Raw genomic sequence first — 10,075 nt, forward strand, 5'->3', positions numbered from 1 at the left:
AGGTATCTCGACAATGGCATTCAACCTGAACGGTTTCAACTTCAACCAATCAGTAATTGACAGTCAAGGTCGCGTCATCAACACATGGGCAGACATCATCAACCGCGCTAACCTCGGTATGGAAGTAATGCACGAGCGTAACGCTCACAACTTCCCATTAGACTTAGCGTCTGGCGAAGCTGCTCCTGTAGCATTAACTGCACCTGCAATCAACGGTTAATAGTTGACTGAAAACTAAATAACTGGTGAAAAAAAAGCGCTCCTAGAAATAGGGGTGCTTTTTTATTTGGAATAGGCGCCTGTTATTATTTCAGGCGCCACATTCAACTGTTGAAGTCAGTACTAATTGCCAAATAAGCAGTGAGTAGTATCTTAGCATACACCCAAAAGTGAGCAAGAAGTTTAAATTTTTTACTCTTCTAATACTCCAAAGTGAAAAATTGGGAACTATAGAGTTAACGAGTAAATTTCTATGTTTTCTAAAACAATGACTAAGAATTTATGTATAATAGGATACAATTTATCCTTTATCATCAATACTGGTTTAATTACTAATGTTTATCGTGCAACAAAACAAGATGGAAATGTAACAGTAATTATTAAAGCTCTCAAGGATGACTACCCCACATTAGAAGCGATAGCTCGTCTTAAGTATGAGTATTCCATTGCTGCGGGTATTGACCATGAGAATATTGTTAAGATTATACGACTGGAGAATTACGAAAACTTCCATGCGATTATATTTGAGGATTTTGGTGGTATCTCTCTAAAACAGTATTTAGAAGCTAATGGGTCATCATTACAACTGATTCTCCAAGTTGCAATTGCCATTGCCAAAGCGCTTGTTTATATTCATAGCCACAGTATTATTCACAAAGATATTAAACCGACAAATATTATTATTGAAAATAATAAGGACAATGATGCTTCAGATTTCCGGCCTGTAATTAAACTTACAGACTTTAGTATTGCTTCCTATTTAGAAAGGGAAGTTACTCAACAAACGAACCCTAGTCACTTAGAAGGTACTCTTGCTTATATTTCTCCCGAACAAACGGGAAGGATGAATCGCAGCTTAGACTACCGCAGTGACTTTTATTCCTTGGGAGTAACATTATATGAAATGTTAACAGGTCAACTTCCATTTATTAACGATGACCCTTTAGAACTAGTACATGCTCACATTGCCCAACAACCTACTCCCATTAAGAAAATAAATCCAGATGTTAGCAATGTTGTTTGTGTAATTGTTGAAAAATTAATGGCTAAAAATGCTGAAGATAGATATCAAAGTGCTAAAGGTTTACTAGCAGATTTAGAGAAATGCTGGCAACAATTACAAGACACTGGAACAATTGCGGATTTTATTCCAGGTCGCTTGGAGGTTATATCGCAGTTGTTTATTCCCCAAAAGTTATATGGAAGGGAATCTCAAGTCAGCTTATTACTAGATGCATATGAAAGAGTAACGTGTGGAAATAGCGAATTAATTTTAGTATCGGGTTATTCTGGTATTGGAAAAACATCGTTAATTAACGAAATCAACAAACCAATAACAAAAACCAGAGGATATTTTATTAGCGGCAAGTCTGACCAATTTAAACGAGATATCCCCTATGCATCTTTGGCACAGGCTTTTTCCAGTTTATGTGAGCAAATACTCATAGAAAATCCTGCCCAATTAGAACTCTGGCGCCAAAAAATACAAGATGCCGTTGGTAATAATGGTCAAGTTATAATTGATATAGTTCCAGAAGTTGAGTTAATTATTGGTAAACAGCCTTCCTCGCCACAATTAGAAGCGACAGAAGCACAAAATAGGTTAAATCTAGTATTTCAAAAATTTGTTAGTGTCTTTCAACAAAAAGAGCATCCTCTAGTTATATTTTTAGATGACCTACAATGGTCGGATTCTACTACTCTGAAATTGATACAATTATTGATAGCGGATTACAATATTCAATATTTATTAGTAATTGGCGCCTATCGCGACAATGAGGTTAACCCAACTCATCCTTTAGTTACAGTTATTGAGGAAATCGAGAAAAAACACACACTTACTAACATTATTCTGCAACCTCTATCTGTACAGCATGTGTTGGAGTTAGTTGCAGAAACTCTGAATCAGACAATAGAAGATTGTGAATCCCTCGCAATGTTAATTTTTAAGAAAACGACAGGCAACCCATTCTTCATAGTCCAACTACTACAAGTATTAAAGCAAGAATCTTTACTCACATTTGATTTTAATGAGCAAAGGTGGTTATGGAATATTGAAGAAATCCAGGCAATTAGAATAACAGATAAAAATCTTGTAGAATTAGTGACATCTCGGATTAAAAAATTGCCAAAAGCCACCCAAAATGTATTACAATTAGCTGCTTGCATTGGGAATAAATTTTATCTAGATGTATTGTCAATAGTAAATGAACGCTCGATTAATGAAACTGCCCATAAGTTAAATTTAGCGCTTCAAGCTGGTTTAATTTTACCACTGAATGAAAACTATCGCATCCCTTTATTATTTAGCGATAGTGAAAATGCAACTTCATTTAATAGTAAGCAAATTGGTTATAAATTTTTGCACGACCGCGTTCAGCAAGCAGCTTATTCATTGATTCCAGATAGCGATAAACAAGCAATACATTTGAAGATTGGGCAGCTTCTCAAAGCATCGAGCAATCAGGAGAATCTGGAAGACAATATTTTGGATATTGTCAATCAACTGAATTTTGGCGTGCAGCTTCTAAATACCGACAAAGAAAAATATGAGCTAGCAAATTTAAATTTTATCGCGGGTAGAAAAGCAAAGAAAAATTCTGCATTTGCAGTTGCACTCAAATATTTTAATGCTGCATTAAGCTTGTTGAGTACCAATGCATGGCAAGAAGATTACAAATTCACTTTGGATTTACACGCAGAAACGGTAGAAGCTGAGTATTTATGTGGAAATTTTGATAAATCCCAAGAACTAGCTGATATTTCATTAAATAAGTGTCAAAATATTTTGGATAAAGTTGAGTTTTATGAAATACAAATTCAATCTTATACAGCAAAAGGAGAAATTAAAAAAGCGCTATGTATAGGGATAGTTGTACTAAAAGACTTGGGTTTAAATCTACCAAAACAAGCTACAAAAATTCACGTTTTATCTGCATTTGCCCAAACTAAATTAGTTTTAGCTGGTAAGAATATAGAAGATTTACTTTATTTGCCAGAAATGAAAGACCCTTATAAATTAGCAACGATGAAAATGCTAATGCTCATCACCCCTGTAGCTTCTCAATTGGGGTCATTACTCCTTCCATTAATGACACTAGCGATGGTGAAATTATCTATTAAATATGGCAACAGCATATATTCTTCTTATGGATATAGTGGCTATGGTGCTGTACTATGTGACAAAACTAGAGATATTAATTCAGGCTATCGCTTTGGTCAATTAGGAATTAAACTTATTTCTAAGTTTAATGCTTATTCACTAAAGGCAAAAGTTTATTTTATCTACAATATAATGATTAGGCATTTTAAAGACCACATATCTCAAACTCTTCCTGAACTAACTGAAGGAATGCAAAGTGGTATCGAAACAGGAGACATACTATTTTCCAGTTACAATGCTTCTTGGTTGGCTCTAAACACATTTTTCTGTAATACACATCTCGACACATTTATTAAAGAGATTGATAAATATATTGAATTGGTAAGTAATAATTTCAAAATTGAATCTGATATTGTATGGCTAAAAATATTAAAACAAACTGTCTTACAAATTCAAGGATTATCGTTAACTCAAATTTTATTGACAGACAATTATTTAAATGAAGATAACTTACTATCTCGATATAAAAAAGATGCTCCAATAATGAGAATTATGTGCTTTTGTAATACTCAAAAAAGTTATCTTTTTGGTGATTATAAAGCTGCCATAAATGCTGCACGAGAGTCACATAAATATAGCGACTTAGGATTTTTTGTATATCAAGTAAATATTTTCTATTATTCTTTATCTCTGCTAGCTGACAGTAAAAATGCATCTAAAAAAGACAAAAAAAAGTATCTTAATCAAGTTAAATTAAACCAAAAAAAAATGAAACTATGGGCACAGCAAGCTCCTTATAATTTCCAACACAAATATGATTTGGTAGAAGCAGAAAAAGCTAGAGTATTAGGCAAAAATAATTTAGCTGCTGATTTGTGCGATTGTGCAATCGTGGGAGCAAAAGCAAATAATTTTATTGCAGAAGAAGCTTTGGCTAATGAACTTGCCGCAAAGTTCTATATCGAACAAGGTAAAGAAAAATTTGCTAAGATTTATATGACGGATGCTTACTATTGTTACGCGAAGTGGGGTGCTTTTGGAAAAGTAAAAGATTTGGAAAGTAATTATTCTGACTATATTATCCGTGGTCAAAGTGCTACATCTTCTGAGACAAAAACGACGGTAGCTTCAACGAGTTACAGCCAAACCTTACCGTTAGACACTTCAACTTTAATTAAATCATCCTTAGTATTAAGTAGTGCAGTAGTTTTAGAAGACTTAATCGAGAAATTGATGCGTCTAGTTAAAGTCAATGGGGGAGCGGAAAAAGTTTTCTTTATCGCTATAAATCAAGATGAATTAGTTATTGAAGCTTCGTTAAACGAACAAAATGAAATAGTGGTGTTACAATCCTTGACAATTGACACAAAATATAATTGCCAAAATATCCTACCTATATCCCTCGTGAATTATGTCAAACTAACTCAAAAGCCAATTGTTTTGGATGATGTAAATAATGCCAATAATTTTAATAATGACCCTTATATCATTGCCAATCAACCAAAATCAATTTTATTATCTCCAATTATCTATAATGGCAAGATGGGTGGCATATTATATTTAGAAAACAATCTAACTAACGGTGCATTTACTAAAGATAGACTAGAAATTTTGAGAGTATTATCAGCACAAGCCGCTGTTTCTCTAGAGAATGCTCGTTTTTACTCGACACTAGAATCACGAGTGCAAGAAAGAACACAACAATTGCAAGAAAAAAATCAGGAATTACAAGCCATTACCCAACAGCTAGAAACAACTTTACAAGAGCTAAAACGGACTCAATCTCAGCTAGTTCACAATGAAAAAATGTCTTCTTTGGGACAATTAGTTGCAGGAATAGCACATGAAATTAATAATCCAATTAATTTTATTTACGGTAATTTAGCTCATATTGCTAGCTATGTAGAGTCTTTATTGGAATTGGTAAACTTGTATTATGATAATTGTGGCGATCGCAATGTTCCTGAAATATCTGACAAAATCGAAGAAATTGACTTACCCTACATTCGAGAAGATGTACCTAATATACTTAACTCAATGAGAACTGGTGCTGCACGTGTACGAGATATTGTCAAGTCACTACGCACTTTCTCTCGTTTAGATGAGGCAAAAATTAAACAAGTTAATATCCATGAAAGTATCGATAGTACCCTAATGATTCTCGTTCAAAGACTGGGAAATATTCAAGTTATTAAAGAATACGGTCAATTACCGGAAGTTTATTGTTATGCTGGGGAACTAAATCAAGTTTTTCTCAATTTAATTACTAATGCCATTGATGCTCTATCAATCGAAACTACAACAAAAGCTGCTAGCATCTATAATGTTAAAGATGAGAACAAATTTATTCCGACAATTCGCATTATGACGGAAGCTTGTAATGGCGATAGAGTTATTATTCGTATTTCCGATAATGGAGTGGGAATAAACGATGAAATAAAACACAAAATCTTTGACCCTTTCTTTACTACCAAAGATGTTGGTCAAGGTACTGGTATGGGATTATCTATTTGCTATCAAATTATTACCGAAAAACATAAAGGAAGTTTAGAATTTACATCTTCACCAGAAGAAGGAACAACATTTATTATTAGCATTGCTTCTATCGCTCTTCCCTCACTTTAGCAATCTTACATTAAATTGGCTTGAAACCTTAATTATTCGTTGCCTGAAATAACATGAAATCCTGAATTTATCACAAGTGATCAATCCAGGTTTAGTTTTTTCTACAATTGCTAGGAAGTTCTAGGAAGTCAATTGGTAAAGATTACTATTTGGGCTGTCTTCTTTTTTTGTACTACCAATAGATGTTCTTGGTTGCTTAATACTATCCATTGTTATAAACGGTTGATCATAAGTATGCTTTTGAGCAAATGTAAACATCTCATTCATTGCTTCTGCACAATATGCAAATACTTTCTCTACCAGAGTAAAAGCTTTTTCTTTCTGTACTTCTGTTAACTGTAGAGTTTCGAGAAAATTCTCTACCGAGTCCATACCTACTTGAATATGACCTGTCTCTTTCGCAAGGTGAGAAGCACCAAAGTAAGGGTAATGTTGCTTAGTTATTTCTGTAAGTTCTTTCGCTATTTGTGAAAACTCGGTGAAACCACAATTACCTGCTGCTTCAATTGATTCAGCTACAACTAGCTTTATAATAATATCTTCTTCTAAGGAACATATAGCAAATATCTTATAAGCCCATTGACGAACTTTAATATTTTCTTCTCCCCAAAGGAATTTTAAAGTATCAGTATAGTGAATAGGACTATTGTATCCCATCAATTTTAAATCTTGTAGAAACCATACCCAGTGTTGTGCATCTTCATTGGAGTGCTGATTAATAATTTCTTGAAGTTTGCTATCTGCTGGCTCTTTACGAAGTATGATTTCATTAAAATCTTTGAAAATCATTACAAAAGGAGCAAAGGCAGGCGCCCAAGCAAACCTTTGTCTTGGGTCTATGCTTTTATCTTGCAGAAATTTAATGAACTGGGTTTGACCAAGTTCTTGCTTCTTTTTTTCAATAAACTCTAAAACTTCTTTCATTTTTATTACTCCAATATTTCAATCGTTTTATTTAGGATAAACTTTACTGTTACTTGGAATTAAGATGTAACTGGTTCTGAGAAAATGCCCTGACCTGGAGTTGGAATATTGTTTGAGTCATATTTCTGCTTCCAATTCACTAAAGTATTCCATTTAAAGCCAAAATGTTGTTTTATTTAAGAAACTCTCACTTCGTTTAGCTACTGAAAAATGGATGGGACTCTATTGCTAGATAAACTGTGACTCGTGGTTTTTGCAGCTTATCTCGACGGAATGAGATACAAGAATGTATTCCAGAACGGTTGCTTAAAGGACGGGTTGCAACTGCTTTAATTGAACTGTCGTAGATAGAAGCAGGAAGATTTTGTTTGACTAGATAGTTGTGAATACGCTCGTGCATGACAGCATCATTTGCGGCATAAGGTGTGAGTGGAATTTGAATTGTCGCGGTATTTGGGGTACTGGGATTACCTTCAATAAAAGAGAAGCAAGAAAAAATGGGTCTTTTAGAAAGTTTTGTTGTACCTGCGATAGCCTGACAAAATTCGGTAATATCTCCCGGTACATAGTTACACGCGGCGGAGTACATTTTTTCTAATTCATCTGTCGTAATGTCATGATGGCGCCAATAGATTTTGACTCTTGCCTCTGGTTTATCCGACAGGTCAAGAGAAAAATATTTGAGTTCGTTTTTACTTGCATCTTGTTGTTGTAAAACAGCTTCCACAGAAGACCAAGACTCTTTTAGTCCAAGTCTTTTGAGAGCTTCTTTAATCAAGTCCGATGCCTGTTCCTTTCCTTGAGCTTGTGGATTCAAGTAAATTTTAAACTCCGATGTCTTGTCAGGCAAAAAGCAGGCGCCATGCCACATTGCGAAATGAGCGGATTCATCTTCAGGAAAGAATAGGTCGCTGACTTGATTTAATCGAGCCAAAGAAGCACCATAATTATCCATCAACCAGTAATTGAATTTCATTCCCGCGCGCCAATTGGATAGCAAGTTGAAACCTTCTCGTTGACATTCACATAAAATCCGTAACTCTGGAGTATCACTATCGATCGCAACGGAAAACTCAAACGGGGTATGGTCATCAGCAATTCCAGACAACCATAGTGGTTCATCTTTAATGATGTTATTTCCCCAAGATAAAGTCATCTGCTTAAAGACTTCCATTATTTCCAGAGTTTTATGCTTCATTCCGCAAATATCAATGAGCGATTGTAATTTTTCCGAACCATATTCTAAGTATGTAGATGTTTTTAAGGCAATCTGTTCAGCGTACATAGCTTGACTCCAAATATTTTGTGATATTTTCTGATGCTGTTGAATGGATAGTCCCGTACATTTCCAAAGAATCTCCCTGGCACCTCACGACGAGCGAGTATCAAATAATTACGATTCGCTACCGTATGTATCTATGAATCAATTGCACTTAGAGTACTCCAATAAAAAAAATATCCGTTTGTTATCTCGTAGGATATCTGTCCCAGATGTCCTACAAATAGATGGACAGGCGAGACGCCTATCCTACAGGATCAATTTTTCCGTGGGGTTCTCTTAAGAACTTCCAAATTAAAAAACACCCAAAATTTTTGGAAGTTCCTTAGTAAAACACCCATATAGAGACTACAAAAGTATTCAAACAGATAACATAAACTAGGGAACGATAGTAAAACTTATAGGATTTACCTAGAAGATTATTTACTCATATTTAATATGAGTATGGCAGGTAGCTCACATCTTGCACCAACGTATTAATACTTAATTTTTTATTTTCAATAAACATACATTTTTATTAATAATATGAAAAATAGGCGTTTTTAGACTGCTCTCGGCAGGCTTTGTTTGTATAGTCTCACCCACGCGCGGGTGTAGGTGCAAGTTAGGAGGTAGCCAAAAAGGTCAGGTAGTCGGCGCCTGAACAAAGTAAAATAGATTTTGACCATAACGTGTTTGTTTATGCGATCAAAATGGAAGGTTGTTGGATTTTAGCAAAATTATTAGGCTAAAATTCTCTAATGGTGTCATTATAAGTAAAGTACAGATTTACTGGAGATACGACTACGGTTTACGCACGCCCCCTAGCACGGTTAATCGAACAGTTGCAACGCTTACCCGGAGTTGGACCCAAAACTGCCCAACGTTTAGCGCTGCATATTCTGAAGCGTCCCGAAACGGAAGTTGAAGCACTCGCACAAGCTCTGATCGAAGCTAAAAAGAAGATTGGTCTGTGTAAGGTTTGCTTTCATCTTTCCTCTGAACCTGTTTGCGAAATTTGTCGGAATAATACGCGCGATAATACTACTCTATGTGTTGTCGCAGACTCGCGCGATGTAATTGCACTTGAAAAGACTCGCGAATTTAAAGGGAAATATCATGTTTTAGGTGGTGTAATATCTCCTATTGATGGTGTCGGCCCTGAACAGCTTACTATTCAGTCTTTGGTACGAAGAGTCAGCAAAGACCAACCTCAAGAAGTTATTTTAGCTATTAGTCCTAGTGTTGAAGGAGAAACAACTACTTTATATGTAGGTCAACTTCTTAGACCATTTACTAAAGTTACGCGCATCGCATTTGGTATACCAGTGGGTGGAGACTTGGAATACGCAGACGAAGTTACACTCGCGCGCGCACTTGAAGGGCGCCGGGAATTAGATTAATCATGTCTAAAATATAATTTATAATTAGGCAGCTAATTAACAAATAAACATCTAAAGTGGAAACACTACGTCCTTTCGTTGAAAAAGAAATTTTAGAAAATCTCGCCAAGCAGGTTCCGGAACTTGATGTAACCTCCGTCGAAACTTGCTTGGCTTTTCTTCATACAACTGCTGAGGTTTACGCTGCTTTAAATACTCATTTCGCGCGCTACGGTCTTTCAATGGGTAAATTTACCCTACTAATGCAGCTACTTCATACACCCGAACAAGGTTTAACACCATCTGAATGTGCAGAACGCGCAAAAGTTACGCGCGCTACCATTACTGGTTTACTTGATGGACTTGAACGAGATGGTTATATTAGGCGCCAACCTTCACTAACAGATAGACGCATGTTAACTGTACATCTAACTGAAAAAGGGCGCCAGCTATTAGAGAACATGTTACCAGACCATTTTTGCCGCACTACTAAGCTAATGGCGAATCTATCTTACGCCGAAAAGCTCATGCTAATTGAACTATTGGCAAAAGTAAGTGCCGGGG

6 protein-coding genes and 1 pseudogene are annotated in these 10,075 nt (G+C 35.5%); 4 read left to right on the forward strand and 3 right to left on the reverse strand.

The genetic code is table 11. The annotated features are described in order from the left end of the window. Both AC2JBO_RS38815 and AC2JBO_RS38820 read left to right on the forward strand, forming a co-directional pair. Window positions 1-220 (forward strand): annotated as a pseudogene (locus tag AC2JBO_RS38815) (photosystem II q(b) protein); the annotation flags it as partial. A 252-nt stretch (window positions 221-472) separates the two neighbouring features. Continuing rightward, on the forward strand, window positions 473-5,947 hold the full coding sequence (locus tag AC2JBO_RS38820) for a trifunctional serine/threonine-protein kinase/ATP-binding protein/sensor histidine kinase (RefSeq protein WP_496958968.1): 5,475 nt from the start codon (window positions 473-475) through the stop codon (window positions 5,945-5,947). A 120-nt stretch (window positions 5,948-6,067) separates the two neighbouring features. On the opposite strand, the gene AC2JBO_RS38825 is transcribed toward AC2JBO_RS38820, so the two are convergent. Genes AC2JBO_RS38825 through AC2JBO_RS38835 form a run of 3 tightly spaced genes read right to left on the reverse strand, consistent with a single transcriptional unit; the run spans window position 6,068 to window position 8,156 of the window. Further along, window positions 6,068-6,871 (reverse strand): hypothetical protein, encoded by an 804-nt coding sequence (locus AC2JBO_RS38825; RefSeq protein WP_496958969.1) that lies wholly within the window; start codon window positions 6,869-6,871, stop codon window positions 6,068-6,070. A gap of 59 nt (window positions 6,872-6,930) precedes the next feature. Continuing rightward, window positions 6,931-7,047 (reverse strand): hypothetical protein, encoded by a 117-nt coding sequence (locus tag AC2JBO_RS38830; RefSeq protein ID WP_496958973.1) that lies wholly within the window; start codon window positions 7,045-7,047, stop codon window positions 6,931-6,933. A gap of 20 nt (window positions 7,048-7,067) precedes the next feature. Then, window positions 7,068-8,156: a tryptophan dimethylallyltransferase family protein gene (locus tag AC2JBO_RS38835; RefSeq protein WP_496958970.1), complete on the reverse strand. Its 1,089-nt coding sequence runs from the start codon at window positions 8,154-8,156 to the stop codon at window positions 7,068-7,070. A gap of 818 nt (window positions 8,157-8,974) precedes the next feature. Between AC2JBO_RS38835 and recR the strand changes: the two genes are divergently transcribed. Further along, on the forward strand, window positions 8,975-9,532 hold the full coding sequence (gene recR, locus AC2JBO_RS38840; RefSeq protein ID WP_496958971.1) for a recombination mediator RecR: 558 nt from the start codon (window positions 8,975-8,977) through the stop codon (window positions 9,530-9,532). 56 nt (window positions 9,533-9,588) lie between these two features. Further along, the coding region (locus AC2JBO_RS38845) for a MarR family winged helix-turn-helix transcriptional regulator (protein ID WP_496958972.1) at window positions 9,589-10,075 on the forward strand (487 nt) is incomplete at its 3' end.

It is taken from the genome of Calothrix sp. CBUCES-K 9914 (assembly GCF_059640475.1).